Source organism: Streptomyces sp. NPDC018947 (assembly GCF_044390505.1).
In the GTDB taxonomy this organism is placed as follows: Bacteria; Actinomycetota; Actinomycetes; order Streptomycetales; family Streptomycetaceae; genus Streptomyces.
Genome location: NZ_JBIRZD010000002.1, coordinates 141737 through 163133, shown reverse-complemented (window position 1 = coordinate 163133; position 21397 = coordinate 141737). Strand labels below are relative to the sequence as shown.

Annotated in this window: 24 protein-coding genes; 7 read left to right on the top strand and 17 right to left on the bottom strand. The window is 71.9% G+C overall.

Features of this window, described 5'->3' with window-relative positions; all coding sequences use genetic code 11:
- Positions 1 to 48: 48 nt before the first annotated feature.
- A complete protein-coding gene (locus tag ACH499_RS05445; RefSeq protein ID WP_399013936.1) occupies positions 49 to 558 on the bottom strand; it encodes a hypothetical protein in 510 nt (169 codons plus the stop codon).
- Positions 555 to 1466 (bottom strand): arginase family protein, encoded by a 912-nt coding sequence (locus ACH499_RS05440; protein WP_356198416.1) that lies wholly within the window; start codon positions 1464 to 1466, stop codon positions 555 to 557. The genes ACH499_RS05445 and ACH499_RS05440 overlap by 4 nt, the downstream gene beginning before the upstream one ends.
- Positions 1467 to 1555: 89 nt before the next feature.
- Between ACH499_RS05440 and ACH499_RS05435 the strand changes: the two genes are divergently transcribed.
- Complete coding sequence (locus tag ACH499_RS05435) at positions 1556 to 2224, top strand: CGNR zinc finger domain-containing protein (protein WP_399013935.1); 669 nt, start codon at positions 1556 to 1558, stop codon at positions 2222 to 2224.
- Positions 2225 to 2288: 64 nt separating this feature from the next.
- On the opposite strand, the gene ACH499_RS05430 is transcribed toward ACH499_RS05435, so the two are convergent.
- The 3 genes from ACH499_RS05430 to ACH499_RS05420 form a co-directional block, all read right to left on the bottom strand.
- Complete coding sequence (locus tag ACH499_RS05430; protein ID WP_399014316.1) at positions 2289 to 2807, bottom strand: cupin domain-containing protein; 519 nt, start codon at positions 2805 to 2807, stop codon at positions 2289 to 2291.
- A gap of 415 nt (positions 2808 to 3222) precedes the next feature.
- The gene (locus ACH499_RS05425; RefSeq protein ID WP_399013934.1) at positions 3223 to 5049 is read right to left on the bottom strand and encodes a glycoside hydrolase family 3 protein; all 1827 of its coding nucleotides are present in this window, start codon (positions 5047 to 5049) and stop codon (positions 3223 to 3225) included.
- A 190-nt stretch (positions 5050 to 5239) separates the two neighbouring features.
- Positions 5240 to 5683 carry an ankyrin repeat domain-containing protein gene (locus tag ACH499_RS05420; protein ID WP_399013933.1) on the bottom strand — a complete coding sequence of 148 codons (444 nt, stop codon included), beginning with the start codon at positions 5681 to 5683 and terminating at the stop codon, positions 5240 to 5242.
- Between the two features lie 189 nt (positions 5684 to 5872).
- Here ACH499_RS05420 and ACH499_RS05415 point away from each other — a divergent pair, with 189 nt between their 5' ends.
- Positions 5873 to 6313 (top strand): nuclear transport factor 2 family protein, encoded by a 441-nt coding sequence (locus ACH499_RS05415; protein ID WP_356198409.1) that lies wholly within the window; start codon positions 5873 to 5875, stop codon positions 6311 to 6313.
- 91 nt (positions 6314 to 6404) lie between these two features.
- Here the strand turns inward: ACH499_RS05415 and ACH499_RS05410 are convergent, their stop codons facing one another.
- From ACH499_RS05410 to ACH499_RS05400, 3 genes are all read right to left on the bottom strand, one after another.
- On the bottom strand, positions 6405 to 7319 hold the full coding sequence (locus ACH499_RS05410) for a hypothetical protein (RefSeq protein WP_399013932.1): 915 nt from the start codon (positions 7317 to 7319) through the stop codon (positions 6405 to 6407).
- A gap of 284 nt (positions 7320 to 7603) precedes the next feature.
- Entirely contained in the window at positions 7604 to 7912 is a 309-nt protein-coding gene (locus ACH499_RS05405; protein ID WP_356198405.1) for a hypothetical protein, read from the bottom strand.
- A 7-nt stretch (positions 7913 to 7919) separates the two neighbouring features.
- Entirely contained in the window at positions 7920 to 8555 is a 636-nt protein-coding gene (locus ACH499_RS05400; protein WP_399013931.1) for an ATP-dependent Clp protease proteolytic subunit, read from the bottom strand.
- Positions 8556 to 8668: 113 nt separating this feature from the next.
- Here ACH499_RS05400 and ACH499_RS05395 point away from each other — a divergent pair, with 113 nt between their 5' ends.
- Together ACH499_RS05395 and ACH499_RS05390 are read left to right on the top strand one after the other, a co-directional pair.
- Positions 8669 to 8962 (top strand): type II toxin-antitoxin system Phd/YefM family antitoxin, encoded by a 294-nt coding sequence (locus tag ACH499_RS05395; RefSeq protein ID WP_399013930.1) that lies wholly within the window; start codon positions 8669 to 8671, stop codon positions 8960 to 8962.
- 60 nt (positions 8963 to 9022) lie between these two features.
- A complete protein-coding gene (locus ACH499_RS05390) occupies positions 9023 to 10621 on the top strand; it encodes a hypothetical protein (RefSeq protein ID WP_399013929.1) in 1599 nt (532 codons plus the stop codon).
- A 159-nt stretch (positions 10622 to 10780) separates the two neighbouring features.
- On the opposite strand, the gene ACH499_RS05385 is transcribed toward ACH499_RS05390, so the two are convergent.
- The 3 genes from ACH499_RS05385 to ACH499_RS05375 form a co-directional block, all read right to left on the bottom strand.
- Positions 10781 to 12007, bottom strand: a complete 1227-nt coding sequence (locus tag ACH499_RS05385; protein WP_399013928.1) for a hypothetical protein — start codon at positions 12005 to 12007, stop codon at positions 10781 to 10783.
- Between the two features lie 146 nt (positions 12008 to 12153).
- Positions 12154 to 12564 (bottom strand): cupin domain-containing protein, encoded by a 411-nt coding sequence (locus ACH499_RS05380; RefSeq protein ID WP_399013927.1) that lies wholly within the window; start codon positions 12562 to 12564, stop codon positions 12154 to 12156.
- A 242-nt stretch (positions 12565 to 12806) separates the two neighbouring features.
- Entirely contained in the window at positions 12807 to 13823 is a 1017-nt protein-coding gene (locus tag ACH499_RS05375) for a zinc-dependent alcohol dehydrogenase family protein (RefSeq protein WP_399013926.1), read from the bottom strand.
- 252 nt (positions 13824 to 14075) lie between these two features.
- Between ACH499_RS05375 and ACH499_RS05370 the strand changes: the two genes are divergently transcribed.
- Positions 14076 to 14966 carry a helix-turn-helix transcriptional regulator gene (locus tag ACH499_RS05370; RefSeq protein ID WP_399013925.1) on the top strand — a complete coding sequence of 297 codons (891 nt, stop codon included), beginning with the start codon at positions 14076 to 14078 and terminating at the stop codon, positions 14964 to 14966.
- Between the two features lie 92 nt (positions 14967 to 15058).
- Positions 15059 to 15664, top strand: coding sequence for a GPP34 family phosphoprotein (locus tag ACH499_RS05365; RefSeq protein WP_399013924.1), 606 nt, complete (start codon positions 15059 to 15061; stop codon positions 15662 to 15664).
- A 182-nt stretch (positions 15665 to 15846) separates the two neighbouring features.
- On the opposite strand, the gene ACH499_RS05360 is transcribed toward ACH499_RS05365, so the two are convergent.
- Positions 15847 to 16374 carry a hypothetical protein gene (locus ACH499_RS05360; protein ID WP_399013923.1) on the bottom strand — a complete coding sequence of 176 codons (528 nt, stop codon included), beginning with the start codon at positions 16372 to 16374 and terminating at the stop codon, positions 15847 to 15849.
- Positions 16375 to 16531: 157 nt separating this feature from the next.
- On the opposite strand from ACH499_RS05360, the gene ACH499_RS05355 reads away from it, so the two are divergent.
- Positions 16532 to 16822 carry a hypothetical protein gene (locus ACH499_RS05355; RefSeq protein WP_399013922.1) on the top strand — a complete coding sequence of 97 codons (291 nt, stop codon included), beginning with the start codon at positions 16532 to 16534 and terminating at the stop codon, positions 16820 to 16822.
- Positions 16823 to 16985: 163 nt separating this feature from the next.
- On the opposite strand, the gene ACH499_RS05350 is transcribed toward ACH499_RS05355, so the two are convergent.
- From ACH499_RS05350 to ACH499_RS05330, 5 genes are all read right to left on the bottom strand, one after another.
- Positions 16986 to 17744: a hypothetical protein gene (locus ACH499_RS05350; protein ID WP_399013921.1), complete on the bottom strand. Its 759-nt coding sequence runs from the start codon at positions 17742 to 17744 to the stop codon at positions 16986 to 16988.
- 267 nt (positions 17745 to 18011) lie between these two features.
- Positions 18012 to 18953 carry a biotin-dependent carboxyltransferase family protein gene (locus ACH499_RS05345; RefSeq protein WP_399013920.1) on the bottom strand — a complete coding sequence of 314 codons (942 nt, stop codon included), beginning with the start codon at positions 18951 to 18953 and terminating at the stop codon, positions 18012 to 18014.
- Positions 18950 to 19606 carry an allophanate hydrolase subunit 1 gene (locus ACH499_RS05340; RefSeq protein ID WP_399013919.1) on the bottom strand — a complete coding sequence of 219 codons (657 nt, stop codon included), beginning with the start codon at positions 19604 to 19606 and terminating at the stop codon, positions 18950 to 18952. The genes ACH499_RS05345 and ACH499_RS05340 overlap by 4 nt, the downstream gene beginning before the upstream one ends.
- Positions 19603 to 20382, bottom strand: a complete 780-nt coding sequence (locus tag ACH499_RS05335) for a LamB/YcsF family protein (protein ID WP_399013918.1) — start codon at positions 20380 to 20382, stop codon at positions 19603 to 19605. Before ACH499_RS05335 ends, ACH499_RS05340 begins: the two co-directional genes overlap by 4 nt.
- A gap of 15 nt (positions 20383 to 20397) precedes the next feature.
- On the bottom strand, positions 20398 to 21240 hold the full coding sequence (locus tag ACH499_RS05330) for an urea carboxylase-associated family protein (protein ID WP_399013917.1): 843 nt from the start codon (positions 21238 to 21240) through the stop codon (positions 20398 to 20400).
- Positions 21241 to 21397: the final 157 nt, after the last annotated feature.

Sequence of the window (21397 nt, the reverse complement as noted above, 5' to 3'; positions counted from 1 at the left end):
GGCGACACCGGGTCCTTCGGCGGGAGGGCCCGACCGTCGGCGCGGCTCTCACCGCAGGCGGCGGGCGTCGACCTCTTGGGCGAGCCTCCAGGTGCGTCCTCCGTCGGCCGATCGTTCGTTGCGCCAGTGGAAGGTGTCGGCGGTGACGTCGGCGAAGGTCCAGCGGACGAGGTCGCCGCCTGTGGCGCACTCCATGACGATCTCGTCGTCGATCTGACGGGCGTACATGTGCAGCAGGTCGCCGCGGGCGGTGCCGTGGAAGGTGAACCGCCACAGCCGCAGGCGTGGATCCCAGATGCGCACGCACAGGCCGCATTCCTGGTCCTGGGTGCGGCCCGTCGCGGGGAGTTCCTCGCTCCCGGGCCACCTCCAGACGTCCAGGACCGCCCTGCCCTCCAGCGCGTAGCCGAACTCCCATTCACCGCTGACCCGGTGGGGCGGCGAGCCGTCGACGGGGAAGTGGGTGATCCGCGTCGCCCAGTGCCCGGCCAGGCGTCCGAACTGCCTCATCTCCGTCGGGTACGACTCACTGGGGCCGTCGGCGAGCAGCGTCTTCATGCGTGTGTCTCCACGGCAGTGAGGGGGGCCAGGGCGGAGGTGAGGCAGTCGACGATGGGAGCGGCGTAAGTGCCGTCCGGGTCGCGATCGGGGTCGTAGATGGCGATGTCGAGGCCCACCGTCCGCCCGCTGCCGACCAGGGTCGAGACGAACTCCGCGAGCTGGGAGAAGTCCAGTCCGGGGCGGCCCGGAGAGTCCACCGCGGGCAGGACGCGCTCGTCGAGCACATCGAGGTCGACGTGGAGCCAGACGCGGTCGAGTCCGCGCCGCTCCAGGCGGCCGAGGACCCGCTCGCCCAGACCGGCGACGCCGATCCGCCGGATCTCCCGGGCGGTGAACCTCGTGACGGGGGCGAGCGCCTCGTCCTCCCGGTCCCCGACCTGGATCACGTCCTCGTCGGCGACCAGCGGCCGGCCCACCTCCGGCCAGTGGGTGAGGAGCAGCTCGCCGCGGCCCGTGGCCAGGGCCAGATCCATTCCGGCTGCCGAGCCGAGGGACGCACCGGCGTCATGGTTGCCCGGGTGCCGGAAGTCGCTGTGTCCGTCCAGGTGCACGAGACCGCAGCGTCCGCCGTACCGGGCCCCGAGCAGACACCCCAGCAGGATGCTGCAGTCACCGCCCAGCACCACCGCGAACCGGGACGCGTCGAGCGTGGACCGGACCGCCTCGCCGAGCAGCAGTGCGTGTTCGCGGATGGTCACCCCGTTGCGGACGCGGGTCGCCGGCTGCGCGTCGAACGCGTACGGCGGATGGTCGAGCGCGACCGTCCGCGCCGGTCGCAGCCGCGTCTCCAGCCCCGCCGACAGCAGCGCCCGCGGGGCCCGCCACGTTCCCGGCTCGCGCCCCGGCGCGGACGGTCGCAGACCGAGGGCCCAGGGGGCTTGGACGAGGTCCATGGCAGCGGCCATGACCGTCTCCCTTCCATCGGGGTTCTAACCGGATAACATCAGTACATCGGTTAGGTAGAGTGAGGCAACCCCGAGAAAGGCGGTCACGCGTGGCGGGAACCGTCCAGGCGCACACCTTCAGGTCCCGTGACCTGGTCGGCGGACACGTCGTCGTCGACCTGGTCAACACGGTCACGGCCCGGGACGCGGAACCGGTCGACTGGCTCGACGGCTATCCGCGCCTGCTGGAATGGGCCGCCCTCACCGGTGAGTTCGATCCCGTCGTCCTCGGCGACCTGCGACGGCTCGCCGAGACCGACCCCGGACAGGCCGCGGCGGCCCTGGAGCGCACCCGTGAGTTGCGCGAGGCCGTGCACGATCTCCTCACGGCGCTCATCCGTCAGGACGCTCCAGCCCCCGCCGCGGCGGTCGGCCGAGTGGAGAGTCACTGGAAGCAGGCGGCCGCCGGCGCCCGCCTCACCGTCCGGGGGAACACACCGCTGCTCGAGACCGGCGTCGAGACCTCGGGGCTCGATCACCTCCACGACGAACTCGCCCTGCGGGCGCTCGATCTGCTTCGGTCACTGCCGCTGGAACGCACGCGTGTCTGCCCGGGTCCGCGATGCGGGTGGGTGTTCATCGACCGCTCCCGAGGCGGCCGCCGCCGCTGGTGCGACATGGCCACCTGCGGGAACCTGGCCAAGGGCCGGACCCACTACCAGCGGAAACGGCACACCACGAGCCGACAGGACCCCCATCGGCCGCCCGGCGGCCAGTAGCCCCGACGAGTACGGGACCGAGCCGTCGCAGGGGGGAGCTGTGTCCTGGGACGGCCTGGGACGGCTACTTCTCCCCGGGCTCGAAGTCTTCCAGGAAGTAGCTGTCGTGGCGGACGCGGAACCGCTTGAGTTCCTCGCCGCCGCGCTGCGCCATCTCCGCGACCCGCTCGAAGTACTCCTCGCGCGGGGCGCCCGGGGAGAAGAGCAGGAGCATGGACATGGGCTCGTCGGTCACGTTCTTGAAGGCGTGCAGGCCACCCACCGGTACGTACAGGAAGTCGCCGGCGCGGCCCGTGATCCACTTCTCGCCGTTGTAGAGCTCCAGTCGGCCGGAGAGGACGTAGAAGGACTCCGACACCGCCTTGTGGAAGTGGGTCTTGGCACCGGCCGACCGCGCGCCCAGCTCCACCTTGTACAGGCCGAATTCGCCGCCGGTCGACTCGTTGGTGGCGAGGTAGTGGGTGGAGGCGCCGGGGGAGGAGAGGTCCGGCGGGCTGTCGGCCGGGCGGAAGACGGCGTTCACTTCCCCCTCGTCGCCGTGGTAGCGGGCTTCCGGGTACTCGAGGTGTTCCGGGTACGACATGATGCGCTCCTCGTGGCAGGTGTTCACCAGCATGGTGTTTCCCGCACCCGGGAGGTGGCATCGGGCTTGCGGACCCTCTCGGGTCGGCCCGGGCCGAGGGCTGGGGACCTGGTCCGCCAGTGCCAGGTGGTGGCCACGGGACCGCCGGGCCGTTCGCGCGAGGGCTGGAGAAGTGCCGGTCCACGAGGTGTCGAGGCGGCGGAGGCCGATCGCGGTGACCGTGAGCCGACCGCGCACGCGCGCTTCGAGCGCCGGTCGCCCCGCCGATCTGTTCGACGGATGACGTCGGCGTGACCGTCATGACAGGTGTATCCCGGGACCAGGCGCACCATGGGCCCATGAGGCGATACACCTCCGGCCCCGGTGCCTCCCGTTGCAGGGGTACCGGGGCCGAGAGCCGTAGGGCCCGCGGACGTCAGCCGTCGTACGACAGGCCGTGCCCGGAGGGGAAGAGGACCTCGGTCGGGTCGTCGGCCCGCTGGACGGGCACGGGCAGCTTGCCGCGCGGCTCGACGCGGCCGGCGATCACCCGGGCGGCGGCGCGCAGTTCGACCTCGGTCCAGCAGTAGGAGACCAGTGAGGCCGGGACGTCGCCGAGGTGGGCGATGTCGTAGGGGTTGCGCACCGCGAGGTGGACGACGGGGACGCCCGTGGCGAGCAGCCGGGACACGAGGGTGCGCTGGGCGCTGGTGGCGCCGACGTTGTCGGTGGTGACCACCACCGCGTCCCGCCCCCGCGCGGCGGCCACCGCTTCGTCGATCTTCGCCGCGTCGGGTGTCCGGCCGGTGGCGACGTGCGTGGTGCTGTAGCCCAGTTCGTCGAACGCCTTGGCCAGCTCGGGCACCGTGGTGCGGGTGTCGTCGGTCGGGAAGGCCGGGTTGGCGCCGACCACGAGGAGCTTCTTCTGCCAGCGGCGCAGCGGGAGCGTCTCGTGCCTGTTGACGAGCAGGGTGGTGGTGCGCTCGGCGATCCGGGCGGCGGCGAGCCGGTGCCCGCGGGCACCGACGACCCGGTCGACCTCCTTCGGGGAGACGTAGGGGCTGCCGCTGCGCAGGCCGGCCTTGTCCTTGAGCCGAAGGACGCGCAGGACCGACTCGTCGAGTCGCTTCTCGGTGATCTCTCCGCCGCGGACGGCGGCCAGGACGCCGTTGTAGGCGACGTCGATGTCCGGTGGGAACAGCAGTTGGTCGACGCCGGCCTTGAGGGCGAGGACGGGCACGCGGTCGTCGCCGTACTTGGTGCGCACGCCGGCCATGTTGAGGGCGTCGGTGACGATCACGCCGTCGAAGCCGAGTTCTTCGCGCAGCACGCCCTGGAGGATCCTGGGCGACAGGGTGGCCGGTTCGTTGCTGGGGTCGAGCGCGGGGACCTGGAGGTGCGCGGTCATGATCGAGTCGACGCCGGCGGCGATCGCGGCCTTGAAGGGCGGGGCGTCGATGCGGTCCCACTCCTCGCGGGTGTGGGTGATGACGGGCAGCCCGGTGTGGCTGTCCTCCCCGGTGTCACCGTGGCCCGGGAAGTGCTTGGCACAGGCCACGACGCCGGCCTGCCGGTAACCCGTCACCTGGGCCGCCACCATGCGACCGACCTCGCGGGGATCGGCGCCGAAGGAGCGGACGTTGATGATGGGATTGGCCGGATTGACGTTGACGTCGGCGACCGGGGCGAAGTTCTGGTGGATGCCCAGCGTGGCGAGTTCGGTGCCCGATATCCGTCCGGCGCTGCGAGCGTCGGACGGCGAGCGGCCGGCGCCGAGCGCCATCGCGCCCGGCAACTGGGTGGCGCCGCTGCCGATGCGGACGTTGGCGCCGTGCTCCTGGTCGATGGAGATCAGCGACGGGACGGGAGTGGGCAGGGCGAGCGAGGCCCGCTGCACACCGTTGGTCAACTCTGCCACCTGGCGGGGGTTGTGGATGTTGTTCGCCCAGCCGGAGAAGTAGATGACACCGCCGATGTGGTACTTGGCGATGAGCTCGGCCACGGTGCGGACGCCGAGTTCCCTGAGGTTGCGGTCCTGGTCGAACTGGCTGGGAGAAGTCGCCGACGTACCGTAGAAGTACGGCACGAACAACTGGCCGATCTTCGCCTCGATGCTCATCCTGGAGATGATCTTCTTGAGGCGATCGTCGCGCCGGTGCGCGACCGCGGGAGTGGCGGTCGCCCCCACGACGCCCGTTGCGCTCGCGGCGACGACGGTCGCGGAGGCGAGAACGGTTCGTCTGGACAGACTCCGGTCCTGCATGCGGACATGCTCCTTCCAGCCTTGCTCGACAAGGGAGTTGAAGGAAACGTGAAGAACTGCGGACAGCGGGAAACGTAGCCCGCGGATCAGGGACACGGCAAGAGGTCTAGACAAAATAGGTCTAGACAAAGCGTGGGGCGCGTCCGGCGTGCGTGGAGACCGCCCTGAGCTGGACCGATAGGTGACGACGCTACGGAGCTCGGTGATCCGGCGTGGTGGGGCGTGCTCCTGCCGCCCTGAGGACTTCGGCGGTGTCGGGGTGGGGGCCGTGGTCCGCCCAGTCCAGTGGGGACCAGCCCGCGCCGTGGTCTTCGCGGAGGTGGGGATCGGCGCCGTGCGCCAACAGCTCCCGGACCGTCGCGGTGTGTCCCCAGCAAGCGGCCGCGCACAGCGGTGTGCCCTCCGAGCCAGCGCCACGGCTCTCCGTGTCGGGGGAGGCCCCGGCCTCCATCAGCGAACGGACCACTTCGGTCTCACCCTGCACGGATGCCAGGTACAGAGGAGTGGTGCCGTCGGCGTTCCTCCTCTCCGGACTCGCACCATCGCGCAGCAGGGCCTTCGCGCTCCCGGCGTCACCTGACAGGATCGCCTCGAAGAGGCGGTGGGAGAGCTTCTTCTGCTGCCGCTCTTTCATGGCCGTGAGGCTAGCGATCAGGGGTGCGCCGGAGCCACTTGAGGCCGTTGACGCGGCTCGCCGGCCGTCGGCTCGGTGCCGTTGGCCGCTCATTACCTCGGAGGGAATCGACCGCACTCACCTCCCCGGGCAGGATCGGGCTGTCGACGGGAAACCCCGTCGGGGACCGCCCCAGCCACGAGGAGAGCCATGCCCGTCAAGCCCACTGCCGCCACCGCGATGTCCGCAGCCGAGGCCACCCGGGCCGTCGTGCAGGAGTTCCTCGCCGCCCGGCTGGCCGGAGACACCGCACGGCTCACCGCGCTCTTCGCCGACGAAGTCGACTGGGTGCTCGCCGAGAACCCCACCGTCCCGTGGATCCGCCCGCGCTCCACCGCCGCCGAATGCGCCGCACAGTTCACGGAACTGATGGAGCACACCGTTCCCGAGGACGCGCGAGCCTCCGTCGACACCTTCCTCGTCGACGGCGCCGACGCCGTCCTGACGGGACACGTGTCGGGGACCGTGCGCGCGACGGGGAAGTCCTTCGAGGGCCCGTTCGCCCTGCGTCTCACCGTCGAGCACGGCAGGATCACCCGGCACCACCTGTACGAGAACAGCCTGTCGATAGCCGACGCCTGCGCCCCGTGAGAGTGCGGGGCTGCATCTCGAAGCGCCACGGAGAAGCTCCGCGGCCGCGGGCCCGGCGCGGTGCCGGACCCGCGGCGCGGTCATGCGGCGGTCACGCCTTGTCGAGGGTGACCTGCGTGGTCTGCTGTCCGGTGTTCACGGTCACCGGCCAGTCGCGGTCGTCCGCCTTGGCCGCCCCCCGCAGGGTGGCGGCACCGGAGCGGAAGGCGGTGCCGGGCTCGATGCTGGTGAGGGAGACCGTCCACGGGACCGGCGCACCGGGCGTGCAGGCGACGGTCGTCTGGTAGTAGCCGACCGCCGTCGCGTCCTTCTGCACCTGGTCGACGTTGCCGCTGACGGTGACCTGCGCCTGCTTGTTGCAGGTCACCGAGCCTTGGACGGTTATCCGGCCGGTGTGCGGGTCGACCTTGCCCGCGGAGTCGAGCGTCAGGCCCAGGGCGAGCTCGGCGGGCGGCTCCGGCATGCGGGCGTGGAGCTCACCGCGCGCGGGCACGGTGGCCCCGTTGCAGTACTGCTCGAAGGTGGCGTCGATCTCACGCACATAGCCGTACGGTCCGAAGGCGATGTGCGAGACGGTGAAGGAACCCGTGCTGCTGTTGCACCAGCGCGTGTCCTCGCCGAACTCCAGCTCCGGGTCCTGCGGCTGGGCGTAGGGCCAGCGCAGGGCCCCGGTGTAGGTGGTGCCCTCGGTGAGCCTCTGGCCGTCCGGGGCGGCCAGGTGGAGCGTCCAGCGCTCCCCCTCGTTCGTCACCACGGTGGTGCCGACGGCGCTCCCGTCGGTCGCGCCCTGAACGTCGAACTGCTGGACTTCCCCCGCCGTGTACGTGGCGGACCGACCGCCGGTCACGTACTCGCCCGGGTCGCCACTGAAGCTGAGCGTTCCCGTCGCCGCTTCCTGGGCCTGTGCCGTGCCCGTCAGCGGGGCCGCCGCCACCGCGAGCCCCAGGGCCGCCGTCAGAACGGCCGCGATACGGGCCGAACGCCCCAGCAGGCTGCGTGTCTTCACGTTTCTCCTCCAGAAGTGACTCGTCCGGTCCATGTGAACCGGGCGTGTGACATGGCTGTGCGCATACGTCACTGAATGTCAGGTGCGGTCGCTCCGCACCTGGAGGGGGCGGCAGTGATCTCTCCAGCGACGCACGGGAAGCTAACAGGAGCCACTGACAACCCGGCCTTCGGTCAGCCTTCAGTCACTCGTCACCAGGCATCCGCTTCGGCCGTCCGCTCCAACTCCGCGGCGCACACGCCGAGTCGGGGCGGCATGCCATGCCGCCCCGACGGGTGGGTACCTCAACTGCCGCTGTCCGGCGGCAGTGTGACGCGGGCCGTGCGGCGCTCGCCGTCCAGTATCCGCAGCGCCCGGGCCAGTGTGGCGGCGTGCAGTTCCGTCTCGCCGCGCTCGTACATCAGGGTCAGCGCGTCGCGCAGCGCGACGGCCTTGCCGACCAGCGCCTGCGCCGCACGCAGCCCGCGGTAGGTGGCGCCGTCGCACGCCGGGTTGATGCGGCCGAGCAGGTCGACGACCTCCAGGTAACGGTCGATCACCTCGGCCTCGGCGCGGGTCAGTGCGGGCAGCGGCGGGGGTTCGGAGGACGGCATCCGCGGCTCACCTCGTGCCCGCGTCGGGACGGGTGCCCTTGTGGTCGGAGACGATCCGGTCCGCCAGGCCGTAGTCCACGGCCGCCTGCGCGTCGAGGACGGTGTCCCGCTCGATGTCCGCGCGGACCTGCTCGACGGTGCGGCCGGTGTGCCGCGCGAGCATCTCCTCCATCCGCGTCCGCAGGCGGCTCAGTTCCTCCGCCTGGACGGCCACCCTGCCGGCCCGGTCCTCCAGCGGTTCGGGAAGGGCCGGCTGACGGAGTACCAGCCGGGCCCCGGGCAGCACGAGCCGCCGGCCCGGTGTGCCCGCGGCCAGCAGCAGGGCGGCGGTTCCGTCCGCCCGGCCCAGGCAGACCGTCTCCACCTCGCAGGTGACGAAGCGCAGCGTGTCGTAGATCGCCGACGCCGCGTGGAAGGAGCCGCCGGGGGAGTTGACGTAGAGCGAGATCTCCCGTTCGGGGGCCTGGTGCTCCAGGTGCATGAACTGCGCCGTCACGTCGTTCGCGGAGGTCTCGTCGATCGCCGTCCCGAGGAGGACGATCCGTTCCTCCGCGAGCCTTGAGTACGGATCCGTCGTCCGGAACCCGGAGGCGGTGCGTGCGGTGAACTCCGGCAGGACGGGGCGGGCGGACGGGCGGGTCATGGGAACCCCTCCTCGTGGCAGGGCATGACAGGGCTGTCTCCGGCGGACCGCGCGGCGGTCTCCGCAGTCTCTGTAAAAAATGTACAGGATGTACGTGACGTTATGATGGAAGCATGGCGTACGAGATTCCCGTGACCCAAGCCAGGGCTGAGCTCGCCGACCTGATCAACCGGGTGGTCTACGGCGGTGAGCGTGTCGTCGTGACCCGGCACGGGAAGCCCCTCGTGGCCCTGGTCTCCGCCGATGACCTGCGGCGACTGGAAGAACTCCAGGAGCTCGCGGAGCCTGAGCAGGACCAGGTGATCAGCACGGTCGCCGGGGTCCGCGAGGTAGCGAGTGCGTCCGCCGTCGGCGAACGCGGGCGGTTCGGCATCACCGCCGAGCACCGAGGGCCGGCCACCTCGTAGGGCCGGGGCCGACACGGCTTCCGCGTCGGCGAGCGGCCGTGGGAGTGAACGGGTGATCACATGGCGAAGATGGCGACCCTGGTCGACGCCTTCACATCGTTCCACCCGGCCGGTGGCCCGTGGAACTTCAGCTACGGTCCGCCGTCGCCGGTGCCGGGCCGGATCCACCTCCACTGTGCCGGCACGTACGAGGGCCTCCTCACGGGGAGCACGTACGACCTGACCGACTCGTCGCTGCTCGCAGAGATGGTCTCCGTCCCGACGGGTGGCGGCGGGACCCGGCACACGATGCTGCGTGCCCAGACCGACGGGAACGACTACATCGAGATGGGCTGCGTCGGCGACCGGATCCACTTCCGGCAGAACTCGGCCGGCACCCTCACGACATGGGAGTCGACGGTCTACGACGCCGCCGCGCACCGTTGGTGGAAGCTGACCCACGTCACGGGCACCGGCTGCATGGCCTCGGTGAGCCCAGACGGGGTGACCTGGACGCGGTTCGGTGCGCCGCACACACCGTCGATCGAGCTCACGGCGATGCGCGTGCACATCTTCTGCGGCTACTACGGCACCGAGACGTCTCCGCCGGACGCGGTCGTCGCCAACGTCAACAACCCGCCGATCCTCACGAACGCGCCGGCCGGCGCGGTGACGGCCACGGGCGGGGCGCCCGACGCGCCGCAGCCGCGCCCGCCCGACGTGATCACGGGCTCCGCCCCGGTCACCCGGCCGAGGCCGAAGACCGGCGGCCGGGACCTGGACGACGCTCCCCGCTTCGGCCAGTACGGCGGCTACGGCTCGACCGGCGTCACCAACGTCGATGCCGTCGAGGCCCTCGTCGGCCGGACCGTCGAGATCGCCTCCGACTACCTGCCGCACGATTCCTGGTCGTGGTTCGACAGGACACGGATGCGGACGGAGCAGCTCGACGGCTGGCGTACCTGGCGTGACGCGCGGCCGGGGAGCGGCCTCGCCTACGGCGTCCCGATCCTCACGGACTCCAGCACCGGCGACTTCGCCGGCGTGGTGGCCGGCACCTACGACACGTCCTTCACGGCTGCCGCTGACGCCCTCGTCGAGTCCGGCAACGGCGACGCCGTCGTCCGACTCGGCTGGGAGCCCAACAACCCCGGCATCGGCTCCTGGCAGGCGACGTCGGACCCGGCGGGGTACATCAACGCCTTCCGGCACATCGTGGCCCTCTTCCGCGGCCGGCCCGGCGCGCGTTTCCTGTTCGAGCTGTCGAGCGCCGTCGGGCCTTCGGGATCGATCACCACCTTCGACGACTACTATCCGGGCAACCCGTACGTCGACCTGATCGGCCTCAACGTCTACGACGTCTGGTGGGGAGGGACCGTCCCGCCGGCCACCCGCTGGACGAACATCAGGACCGCAGGCATGAGCATCGACGCCGTGGTGGCCTTCGCCGCGTCGAAGGGCAAGCGCCTCGTCTGCTCCGAGTGGGGCCTGTACGGGCCGGGCGACGCGTACAACGGCGGCGGCGACGACCCGTACTACATCGACCGGATGTACGAGTACTTCCGGGACAACGACCTCTACTACCAGTGCTATTTCAACTGGGACTGGGGCGGCGGAGTCCTCGCCGACTTCCCGAACGGCCAGGCCGAGTACGTCCTGAAGTTCGCTCCGCCGGCCTGATTCGCCGCCCGAACCGTGGACCGTGGGCCGGCCTGTGGCCGGCTGCTGTTCCACCGCCGCCCGGCCCGGGACCACGAGGCCCTGCCCTCGAACGCCCGTTCCGGGATGACGCATCATTGAACGACCTCTTACGGAAGGCCGCGAAGGTCGTCCCCGCCGTCATCTCCCTTCCGTCGTGGTGGCCTGGGCGCGTGCGAGGTGGGCGCGCATGATCTCCCGGTGCGCCGGGCGGCCGTTCGCGGCGCGGTCCCGCAGCTCGCGGACCTTGCCGTACCGGGCGAGAAGAGCCGCCTGGTGCTCGGCCAGCTCGTCGGTGACGTGCTGCCACCTGGTGTCGTTCTGCGCGGCGTCGAGCACCACCATGGCCTCCTCCATACGGCCGACGCCCGCGAGCAGCTCTGCCAGTTGCCGCGGCGCGCTCCCTTCGCTGCGCAGTACGCCGATGGCCTCCTCATGGCGTCCCTGCTCGTCCAGGAGTCGGGCCAGATGGAAATCGGAGGTGTCGACCGGCGAGCGGCGCTTGTGGCCCCGCTTTCGGCGCAGCTGCAATGCCCGGTCCGCCTCGCCCAGTTCGACGAGCAGTTCGATCGTCCACTCGTAGGCGTACTCCTCGTCGGCGTCGATGCGCTGCGTCATGATCGCGAGGCCCTCGTCGAGCCGGCCCCGGGCGGCGAGGGTGCGGGCCAGGCGCAGGGCGAAGCTCGTTTCACCCGGGCCTGCCAGGGTGCGAAGCGCGTCGATGTGCCCCTGCTCTGCCAGGAGGGGCGCCAGCCAGGACCGGGTGGTGGCGTCATCGGCCATGGCCAGTGCCTCGACGATCCGCCCCGCACGCAGCAGCAGGAGCACCCGCAGACGCCATTCCGTCCAGTCCAGCCGCTGCCGCCACGCAGGCGGAGTACCGGCCGCGGCGCGCAGCACGTCGATGGCGTGGTCGGCCCGGCCTCGCTCGTGCAGCAGGTCAATCAGGTGCTGGAACGCCTCTTCCTCGTGGGCCAGTATGCGGACCTGCCACACCTTGACCGCTGCTTCGAGCGGCATCTCGCCGGGGTCGACGACGAGGCGGAGCAGCTCCACCAGGTGCGGCGTGTTTCGGTCGGCCCGGAGCGACGCGAGTTTCTCCCACTGACCCTGCTCGGCGTAGTACTCGGCGAGCCGCGCTTCGGCGTCCGCCGTGCCGCCGGCAGCCATGGACCGGACCTCCTCGACCTGCCCCTCGCGCAACAGCCGGCGGATGTTCTCCCGCTGCTCGCGTCTGTACTGCTCGGGATCGGTGCGCGTCCCCCAGTCCGCCAGCGCGCGGCTGTCTTCGCCGGGTCGTACGGCGGTGACAGGAACGGGTCCCCGGCCGACGCCGGTCGCTGCCTTCTCGTCTTTCCCTCTCCCCATCGCTCCAGTGTCAAAGACGCCGCACGACCGCGCCACCCCCTGGACACGTGCCTGCCCCAGTGTCAGGCCAGTGTCTTTGACGGTGAGTTGTGCGTGCGCGGCCCGGAGCGTGAGGAACCGCCTGACCGTGGGTGCGGTGCGGTGCGTCAGTCGCCGGTGTCCAGGGCGTGGGCGTACTGGTCGGCGGTGACGGGCTCCAGCCATGTGGTGCCGTCTCCGTCCGCGTCGCCGACGACCATGGCGATGTGCGCCATGAACGTGGTGTCGGTGGCTCCGTGCCAGTGCTCCTCGCCGGCCGGGCACTTCACCGTCTGGCCGGCGTGGACGCGGACGACGCTGCCGTCGCGGGTGCCGACGAGGCCGACGCCGTCGGTGACGTAGAGGGTCTGGCCGTTGGCGTGGGAGTGCCAATTGGTCCGGGCGCCGGGGGTGAAGCGTACGAGGGCGGCGGCGAGGCGGGCGGGGGCGGTGGGGGCCTCGATCATGTTGAGGTGGACGTCCCCGGCGAAGCGTTCGGCCGGGGCCTTCAGCGTGGAGCTTTTGGTGATGTGTTCCATGGTGGTTCTCCTCGGTGCGGGACGGGCCGGGGGAGGCCGCCGGTGTCTCGTGCCGCGCGGACGGCGAGGCGGTCGCGGCGGAGGCGTCGGAGCAGGCCGCCAGGGCCGGCAGCAGAGCTACTGCCCGGGCGGCGCGCGGCGCGATCCGTCGGCGCCTGCGGGGCATGGCGTGAACCGTCGCGTCACCCGGGCATGGGCTCGGCGTAGTGCCGATGTCGGTGCGGGGCCGTGCGCGGCGGGGGTCAGGGTGTGAGGAGGGTCTTGATGGCGCGCCGTTCGTCCATCGCCCTGTAGCCCTCGGCGACCTGGTCCAGCGGCAGGGTGAGGTCGAAGACCCTGCCCGGGTCGATGGCACCGGACAGGACGCGGTCGATCAGGTCGGGCAGGTAGCGGCGCACGGGCGCCGGACCGCCGCGCAGCCCGACGTGCGAGAAGAACAGCTCCTGTCCGTCCACGGAGACCTCGTGCGGGACGCCGACGAAGCCCACGTTGCCGCCCGGCCGAGCCGAGTGGAGTGCCTGCCGCATCGCCTGCGCGGTGCCGACGCACTCCAGCACACTGTCCGCGCCGATCCCGCCGGTCAGCTCCTTGATCCGGGCCACGCCCTCCACGCCGCGCTCGGTGACGATGTCGGTGGCGCCGAACTCGACGGCGAGCTTCTGCCGCGGCTCGTGCCGGGACATGGCGATGATCCGCTCCGCGCCCCTCTCCTTCGCCGCGATCACCGCGCACAGGCCGACCGCGCCGTCGCCGACGACCACGGCGGTCGAACCGGGCTTCACCTCGGCGGCCTCCGCCGCCCACCAGCCGGTGCCCATCACGTCGGACACCGCCAGCAGGCCCGGCCAGAACTCCTCGCCGGGTACCTGCTGGGTGGCGACCAGGGTGCCCTGTGCGTTCGGGATGCGCACGTAGTCGGCCTGGCACGTGCTCATGAACTCGCGGTTCAGGCAGTTCGACTGGAAGCCGTTGCGGCAGTTCGCGCAGACGTTGTCCGAGGTCGCGAACGAGCCGACGACGAACTGGCCCGGCCTGACCGCGGTGACCTCGGATCCGACCTCCTCCACGAATCCGACGTACTCGTGGCCCATCGGATGGGCCGTCTCGGTCGCCTCCAGCCCGCGATACGGCCACAGGTCCGAGCCACAGACACAGGTCACGGCCGTGCGGATGACCGCGTCGGTGGGAGCGAGGATCTTCGGGTCGTCCAGGGTCTCGAAGCGGATGTCGCGGGGGGCGTGGATCACTGCGCCGCGCATGAGAGATTCCTTTGCGTTGCCGTGGCGGCGGCCGGCGCGCTGAGCCGGCGGCGCCGATGAGCTGGTGCCGTCCCGGGGCACCGGTGCCGGAGCACCCGAGCCGGGAGCGGGCCCCTCCGTCACCGCTGGAGGCCGTGAGGAGAAGCACCACGGCCTCCAGGTAACCCCCTGTCCGCGCGTCCAGCGAGTCACTGACGAGGGGTGTACCGGCAGTACATCCCTCCGCCCGGCCGCGCGACGTACTGTCGAGGAGTGGACAACCGTGAAGAGGTCCGCGAGTTCCTCACCTCGCGGCGTGCGAAGATCACCCCCGAGCGAGCGGGACTGCCGTCCAGCTCCAGGCGCCGCGTGCCGGGGCTGCGCCGCAGCGAGGTCGCGGCTCTCGCCGACATGAGCGTCGAGTACTACGCGAAACTCGAACGCGCCAACCTCGCCGGCGTCTCCCCGGCGGTACTGGAAGCGCTCGCCCGAGCCCTCCGGCTCGACGACGCCGAACGCGCCCACCTGCTGCACCTGGCCCAGGCCGCCGACGGGTCCGACGCCTTCGTCCGGCCCCGCCGCCGGCGCACCAGGGACCAGTGGAAGCCGCACCGCAGCCTGCAGTGGACCCTGGACGCCGTCACCGCCGGGCCCGCTTTCGTCCGCAACGGCCGCATGGACGTCGTCGCCGCCAACCGGCTCGCCCGCGCCTTCTACAGCGACGTCTACGCCACACCCGGGAACCAGGCGAACCTCGCCCGCTTCAACTTCCTCGACCCCGCCTCCCGCCGTTTCTACCCCGACTGGGAGCAGGCCGCCGACGTCGCCGTCGCCATCCTGCGCACCGAAGCCGGCCGCAACCCGTACGACAAGGGCCTCCACGACCTCGTCGGCGAACTCTCCACCCGCAGCGACGACTTCCGCACCCGCTGGGGCGCCCACGACGTCCGCCACCACGGCACCGGCACCAAACGCTTCCACCACCACGCCGTCGGTGACCTCACCCTCGCCTACGAAGGACTGGAGACGGCGGCGGAACCCGGCCTCACCCTGACCATCCACACCGCCGAACCCGGCTCGTCCTCCGAAGAGGGACTGCGCCTCCTCGCGACCTGGGCGGCCACACAGGACGCCGACGTCACCCGGCCCTCCCGGGCAGGCTGACCACGGCGGTGTCGCCCGCCCCGGCCGACAGCGCCCGGTCCCGGACCCGAGCGGCGCGTGTCGCCACCAGTGACTCTGACAGGGAGCCCGACATGACCACACCCATGGACCTGCTGATCGTCATCCTGGAAACCGCGTCCGACCGGCCCGTGGAGGAGGGCGACCTCTCGCTGGCCCTCGCGGGAGCGGAACTCGTCGACCTCGTCGACGCGGGAGCCGTCACCCTGGACGGCGACCGCATCGTGCCCGGCACGCAGCGGGCCATGGACGACCGCCTGCTGGACCTGGCCCAGTCCTCGCTTCGCCGGGAGACGCCGTACGAGTCCGTCGAGGACTGGCTGTGGCGCCGGGGCAGCGGCCTGTCCAAGGCATACCGCGCCAGGCTGGAGCCGGAGGAACAGCCCGCCCGGCAACGGCACGGCTGGTTCCGTCGCAGGTCCGGCCGGACCGCGCCGACCGGCTCGCCGGCCGTTCGCCGCACGCCCGAGCGCTGGACGTCCCGCGAGCCTGCCCTGACCGGCCTCGCCGCCGCCGTGGGGATCCACGAGGAGCCGGCCGGCGCGTTCGAAGGCTTCGACGCCGACGCACTCGTGACCGTACTGGCCGCCGTCAACGACGCGGTGACCGAACTCGCCGGCGTACGGCAGCAGCGGCAGATCGAGGAGGCGGCCTTCGACAACATCTGGCGAGCGCCGTGACCGGAATTGGCCGTACGGCTGACAGCGGCCGGTCGCCGGGACAGTAGGCGCCGGCGCCGCGCGGGCGCGTAACCGGCCTGGCTCCGCTCCGGACGTGCCGACGCGCGGTTCCTCTCGCGGCCCGTCGGATCGGCGCGCTCGGCGTCGGCCGTCACCCGCTCGTGCGGGCCCGGAACGACCGCTCACAACCGGTCGCCCGGGCCGGCTGGTTGCGGGGGATGCGGTCCGCCACCGTCCTTGATGTCCTGCTCGCAGGTTCGTCCGACGTAGGACTGGTCATTGGGGATCAACAGCACTCCGGCAACCCGGTCGGGGTGCTCGACGGCGAGCCAGTCGTCGCCCGTGAGGTCACCGTTCGGCCCGAAGGCCTGGTACGAGTAGACCGTCCGGCACCCCAACGCCACACGCTCCTTGTCGACCGCGCAGGCGTCCACGGCGGGGCCGGACGTCTCGTCGGCGCCGTCGAAGCGGAAGCGGAAGTGGACCTGGTCCCCTTCGGAGGGCACCTGCGGGTGAGGCTCCAGGCGCCAGTCGACGACCTCGGCGGTGACACCGAGAGGCCGCCCGGACGCGTCCTCGATCCGCACTCCGACACCGGCCTCACCGCGTTCCGCGGTCGTGTCGGTGCAGCCCCAGTGGGAGGAGCAGCCGGACAGGGCGAGGATCACCAGAGCCAACGGGGCACCGGCGACTACCCGTGCGGGGAACAATCGGGCGACCTCCAGTCAGGGGAAGCGGGACAGCGTATCCGAGGCCGTGGCACGCGGTCACGGTGGGGGAGGCGGCGTTCTCGGCCGCTGGGGGATGTCTGTTGCGGGACCGAAGGCACTCCGCGTCCGTTCGCTGCGGCGCTCGTAGGATGCACGGATGCCCAAGCCCTTACGGATGAGCCGCCGCACGTGGGTTGCCGCGTGGGCGGTGCTGTGCGCGGCCGGTATCGTCGCCACCGCCGCACTGGACGCCTCCTCGGCACCCGACCCGCGGCCCGAGGATCCCGTCGGCGCCGAGTGTGCCGAGTACATCGCTGACGTCGAGACGCAGTTGGCCGAGGCCGGGAAGGAAGGCATGGACGACGGCGTGCCGGCCCTCACGCGCAGGCGGGCCGGTGCGGAGGACTGCGGCGACGAGCTCCGCGACCAGCTCAACGGCGACCGGTGAGCCGCACTGTCGCGCTCGCCGCGCGAGCGGGGCTGACGTGCGTCGGTGCCGTCGAGTTGGAGGCGCCGCGCGGCGGCCGCGTCGTGGCCGTCCCCGGTGCGTCCGGGACGGCCACGAACGGGTGGCTAGGGCAATGCCAGGAGCAGGTGTCCGTCCGCGCCGCTCACACCTGGGAGGTGTCCGGTTCCAGGGAAACGGCGACGAGCCGGTCGCTGACGGATGCGGCGCCGGCGCCTGTCGTCCCGGCGCGGTAGGCACGGATCGCCGGGTCGGTGAGCGTGAGAGTCAGCACCGGGCAGTCCGCGGCATCGTTGGTGTACTCGGGGGAGCACTTGATGATGTCGTTCAGGTCGTGGCCGGGACACACGGCCCCGGCAGGCAGATCCACGTCCAGCAGCAACTCCTCGCCCGGGTCCACGCGGAAGCTCCCCGACGCCGGGACGTCGACGGGCTTGCCCGTGTAACCGCTGTCCACGACCGTTGCCGTGAGCCCACGGGCGGAGGCGCGGCGGCCCTCACCGTGCGGTCCGTAGAGATCGACCGTGACCCTGCCTCCGCCCAGCGGAGCGTCCAGCACCAGGGGACGGTCGCTCGTTCGGACGGCCGCGTGGACGGTGAAGCGGGGTTCGCCGGGCGACTTCGGCCCCGGATCGTGGGCGTCCCAACCGGTGAGCACCAACTGCGGGTCGTTGCTCCGCTCTCCTTTCCCCCGGGGTGCCGGCCGCGGCCAGTCGTCCACCCCGCACTTCGACAATTGGGCCGTGCCGCCCGCGGGGAGGGGACGGTCCGGCAGCGACTCGGGGAGGGCGTGCCGTTCTGCGGACGCGCGCGGCTCCGACGTCGTAGCCGAATACGTCAGTACCAACACGCCCACGACGGGCACGGCGAGGACCACCCAGGCACGGAGGGAGACGCGGAACACTCAGCCACGTCCTCGCGCTCGGCCGGCCGTCCCCGCAACGCCTCCGGGGCGTCCGCGGTCGTCGGGCAGCGGCAACGACCGACGGGGCCCAGCAGCCGGACGACTCGTACCCGGGCACCGCTTGCCGGCCGGGTTGATCAGTTCCATGACGCTCATGGTTCTTTCTGCGTGCCTGACCGCGAGAGCGTCACGGCACCTGACGTCCCATCGCGTGAGCCCGGGCAACGCGTTCCCGCTTCCGGGCTCGCCGGCACGACATGGCCGGGGTCAGCGGACGGCGCGGAAGCGGACGGCTGCGCCCGGGGGGATCTGTCCGGCCAGCGGCAGGTCGGCGGCGTCGACCACCGCGATGACGGGGTAGCCGCCGGTCACGGGGTGGTCGGTGAGGAACAGCACCGGCTTGCCGTTCGGGGGGACCTGAAGTGCGCCGGCCACCATGCCCTCGGCCGGGAGTTCCGTGTCGCGGACCCGGGTCAGGGCCGGCCCGTCGAGCCGGATGCCGATCCGGTTGCTGCGGCTGGTCGCTTCCCACCGGGCGTCGAGCAGCGTCGTGTACGAGGCTTCGTCGAACCAGTCGTCGCGCGGCCCGCGTATCACGCGCAGCGTGAACTCGCGGGGCGGTGCCGTGCGCGGCGCCAGGTCGACGGCCGGGAAGGGGAGCACGGGACGGCCGACCGGCAGACGGTCGCCACCGCGCAACGGCTGCGGGCCGATGCCGGACAGGAGGTCGGTGGACCGTGAGCCGAGGACCTGTGGCGCGTCGAGCCCGCCGCGCACGGCGAGATACGTCCTCAGCCCCGAAGCCGGCACGCCCAGTCGCAGCACCTGTCCGTCGCACAGCGGGAACGGCGCGTTGATTCCGACGTACCGGCCGTCCACGGCGGCCGGGCACGGTGCCCCCGTCAGGACGGCGTAGGTCACCGAGGGCGTCCCCGAGGGTGTGCGGCAGTGCACGCGCACCCGCAGCCCGCCGAAGGTGGCCTCGATCCCGGCCGCATGCGCGGGGTTGCCGACGAGCCTGTTGGCGAGGGCCAGCGAGTCCTTGTCGGCGGCGCCGGAGCCGGAGACCCCGAGATGGGCCCAGCCGGGCCGGCCCAGGTCCTGGACCGTGGCGAGCGGCCCGGGCTCCAGGATCTCCAGGCGGGAGCCCGTCGCCGCGGCGCTCGTCGTCGGTGCGTCGGCGGCCGTCGCCGTCACCTGTGGTGTCATCGCCGTGCCTCCTCGGGAACGAAACGGACGCGGCTGCCCGGGACCAGCAGCGCCGGTGGATCGCGTCGCTCGTCCCACAGCACGGCGTCCGTGGTGCCCAGCAGTTGCCAGCCCCCCGGCGAGGAGCGCGGGTAGACGCCCGTGAAGCCGCCGGCGACGGCGACCGAGCCCGCCGGTACCGCGGTACGCGGTTCGGAGCGGCGCGGCAGCCGCAGTACCGGGTCGGTGCCCGTCAGATAGCCGAAGCCCGGCGCGAAGCCCGCGAACGCCACCGTGTAGAGGGGGCCGGTGTGCCGGGCGATCACCTCGCCCACGCCCAGCCCCGTCAGCTCGGCCACGTCGGACAGATCCTCGCCGTCGTAGCGGACGGCGAGCGTGACGACCCCTTCGCCGTCGGGCCTGCCGGCACCGGCGGGATCCTCGTGCGCCGGGCCGAGGGCCGCCGCACGGTCGGTCACGGCCGCGGCCACGGCCGGGTGCGCCGTGACCGCCGGGTCGTAGGTGACGAGCAGGGTGCGGGCGGCCGCGATCAGCTCGCGCACCCCGCGCGGGCGGTCCGCGTCCAGCGCACTGCGCAGCGCCAGCACCTGTTCCAGGCCGTCGGCCTCGGCCAGCAGCGCTTGGCTGCCGACCCGGCGGATCACGACGCTCACGCCGGTGTCGGCAGGGGCTCGGGGGCTGCGAACGGCGTCGGGGTGAGCCCGGCCCGCTCCAGTTCCTCACGCAGCCGGCGTGCGATGGCGACCGCGCCCGCCGTGTCGCCGTGCACGCACAACGACCGCACGGACAGCGCCACGTCGCTGCCGTCCACGGCCTCGACCACGCCCTCGGTCACCATCCGCAGACAGCGCCGCACGATCACTTCCGGGTCGTGCAGCACCGCGCCGGGCTCACGGCGCGAGACCAGGGTTCCCTCGGAGGTGTACGCACGGTCGGCGAAGGCCTCGTGGACCGGGGTGAGCCCCGCCGCCCGCGCGGTGCGCAGCCAGACGCTGCCGGGCAGGCCGAGCACCGGAAGCCCGGGGTCGTAGCGGCGTACCGCCTCCGCCACCGCCGCGGCCTGTGCCTCGTGGTGGACGATCGCGTTGTAGAGCGCGCCGTGCGGCTTGACGTACGCGACGCGCGTACCGGCGAGGCGTGCGAAGCCGTCGAGGGCGGCGATCTGGTAGACGACGTCGTTGACCAGCTCGGCGGGGTCGACGTCGATGAAGCGACGCCCGAAGCCGGCCAGGTCCCGGTAGCCCACCTGGGCGCCGATGGCGACGCCGCGCTCGGCGGCGCGCTCGCAGACCCCGCGCATCACGGTCGGGTCGCCCGCGTGGAAGCCGCACGCCACGTTGGCGCTGGTGACGAGGGACAGCAGGGCGTCGTCGTCACCGAGCCGCCACTGCCCGAAGCCCTCGCCGAGGTCACTGTTGAGGTCGATCACGGATACTCCTCGGTCTCAGCTCTGCCACTCGGGACGGGTCATGCCGTGCAGGTTGCGGTACTCGGCCACCTGCGGCGAGGACCAGCCCGCCAGCAGCTCGGGGTCGACCTTGTAGACCTCGACGCCGATCGGGTGGCACACCTCGACCGGATCGTGGGCGTCCGGGCCCCACATCGGGACGGACAGGTCACCGCCGGGGCAGGTGGACAGCGCGCACAGCAGATCCAGTTCCGCGAAGAACTCGAAGTGGTCGCCGGGCCGGGCCGGGCAGTCCTTCATGAAGTACTGGTCGTCCTCGTTGAGCCCGGTGCACTGGAAGACGTTCAGCACGTCGTGCACGTCGAACTCCGTGAGTCCGTAGGGGAGTACGGAGCGCACCAGGTTCGAGTGGCAGTGGAAGTCGAAGTCCTCGCCCGTCAGCATGCGGTTCACGTACGGGTCGCAGCGGGTGCCCAGCAGGTCGTGGACGCGCCCGCCCTCGGCGTCACGGCCGTAGCCCGCGAGCGTGTCGTCGGTGACGGTCAGCAGCGGGCGCAGGAAGGGGAGGTTGGACCAGATCCGGTCGTAGGTGCTGATGTGGGCGCGCTGGAGCTGACGGGTGCGGGCCGCCCACATCCGTTCGCGGGGGTCGTTGCGGTTCCAGACGTTCAGGTCGCCGACCTGGGGACCGTCGACGGTGACCAGCCGGCACAGGTGTCCGGCCGGGACCTCCCAGGCGCGGCCCGAGCGGATCGGTATGACGAAGCTGTCGACGAGCTCGCGGCCCTCCTCGGTCTTCGAGACCCGGTCGTAGAACGCGCGGTCGACGTCGAGCGGACCGCCCTTCGTCGCCTGGTAGGCGGCTTCCGTGGTGGCCATGGCGTGTACCTCTTCTCCTGGAGCTCTGGGACAGGTGGTGATGTGGGGCAGGGATGCGGTCCGGCCCGCCTCGCGTACCGGAACCCGGCCCCCGGCGGTTCCGGCCGAGGGCCCCGTGCGGGGGTGGCGGCTCCCGGCGGCTGGTGGGCCGGTGACC

What these genes read in the sequence shown, in the direction of transcription:
- ACH499_RS05420 (WP_399013933.1), bottom strand. Translation starts at nt 5,683, where the DNA reads ATGAAAGAGCGGCAGCAGAAGAAGCTCTCCCACCGCCTCTTCGAGGCG.
- ACH499_RS05390 (WP_399013929.1), top strand. Translation starts at nt 9,023, where the DNA reads ATGGCGAAGATGGCGACCCTGGTCGACGCCTTCACATCGTTCCACCCG.
- ACH499_RS05415 (WP_356198409.1), top strand. Translation starts at nt 5,873, where the DNA reads ATGCCCGTCAAGCCCACTGCCGCCACCGCGATGTCCGCAGCCGAGGCC.
- ACH499_RS05405 (WP_356198405.1), bottom strand. Translation starts at nt 7,912, where the DNA reads ATGCCGTCCTCCGAACCCCCGCCGCTGCCCGCACTGACCCGCGCCGAG.
- ACH499_RS05440 (WP_356198416.1), bottom strand. Translation starts at nt 1,466, where the DNA reads ATGGCCGCTGCCATGGACCTCGTCCAAGCCCCCTGGGCCCTCGGTCTG.
- ACH499_RS05400 (WP_399013931.1), bottom strand. Translation starts at nt 8,555, where the DNA reads ATGACCCGCCCGTCCGCCCGCCCCGTCCTGCCGGAGTTCACCGCACGC.
- ACH499_RS05375 (WP_399013926.1), bottom strand. Translation starts at nt 13,823, where the DNA reads ATGCGCGGCGCAGTGATCCACGCCCCCCGCGACATCCGCTTCGAGACC.
- ACH499_RS05365 (WP_399013924.1), top strand. Translation starts at nt 15,059, where the DNA reads ATGACCACACCCATGGACCTGCTGATCGTCATCCTGGAAACCGCGTCC.
- ACH499_RS05445 (WP_399013936.1), bottom strand. Translation starts at nt 558, where the DNA reads ATGAAGACGCTGCTCGCCGACGGCCCCAGTGAGTCGTACCCGACGGAG.
- ACH499_RS05355 (WP_399013922.1), top strand. Translation starts at nt 16,532, where the DNA reads ATGCCCAAGCCCTTACGGATGAGCCGCCGCACGTGGGTTGCCGCGTGG.
- ACH499_RS05430 (WP_399014316.1), bottom strand. Translation starts at nt 2,807, where the DNA reads ATGTCGTACCCGGAACACCTCGAGTACCCGGAAGCCCGCTACCACGGC.
- ACH499_RS05425 (WP_399013934.1), bottom strand. Translation starts at nt 5,049, where the DNA reads ATGCAGGACCGGAGTCTGTCCAGACGAACCGTTCTCGCCTCCGCGACC.
- ACH499_RS05345 (WP_399013920.1), bottom strand. Translation starts at nt 18,953, where the DNA reads ATGACACCACAGGTGACGGCGACGGCCGCCGACGCACCGACGACGAGC.
- ACH499_RS05395 (WP_399013930.1), top strand. Translation starts at nt 8,669, where the DNA reads ATGGCGTACGAGATTCCCGTGACCCAAGCCAGGGCTGAGCTCGCCGAC.
- ACH499_RS05385 (WP_399013928.1), bottom strand. Translation starts at nt 12,007, where the DNA reads ATGGGGAGAGGGAAAGACGAGAAGGCAGCGACCGGCGTCGGCCGGGGA.
- ACH499_RS05330 (WP_399013917.1), bottom strand. Translation starts at nt 21,240, where the DNA reads ATGGCCACCACGGAAGCCGCCTACCAGGCGACGAAGGGCGGTCCGCTC.
- ACH499_RS05380 (WP_399013927.1), bottom strand. Translation starts at nt 12,564, where the DNA reads ATGGAACACATCACCAAAAGCTCCACGCTGAAGGCCCCGGCCGAACGC.